The 262-nt window shown below is 62.6% G+C and carries 1 pseudogene; it reads left to right on the top strand.

The features are described from left to right. A pseudogene (locus tag AC0IW9_RS31095) lies at positions 1-262 on the top strand (TonB-dependent receptor); the annotation flags it as partial.

Raw genomic sequence — 262 nt, 5'->3', positions numbered from 1 at the left:
CACTACAACCAGGTGGCCGAGCGCGACGACGTGGACTACGACCGCTGGGGCATCGCCACCTCGTTCGGCTTCGGCCTGGGCACCGACACCCGCGTGTTTATCGACACCTTCTATCAGAAAGACACCAACACCCCGGACGGCGGCGTGCCGATTCAGCGTGGGACACATGGCGACCGCATGCCAGGCGTGAAACGCTCGAACTGGTACGGCGACTCCAACCTCTACACCCAGGAAAACAAAACCACCTCGCTGACCGCACGCA

Source organism: Belnapia sp. AC561, from assembly GCF_979252845.1.
The sequence above is the reverse complement of the archived record's forward strand: the minus strand, read 5'-3'. Positions and strand labels throughout refer to the sequence as shown.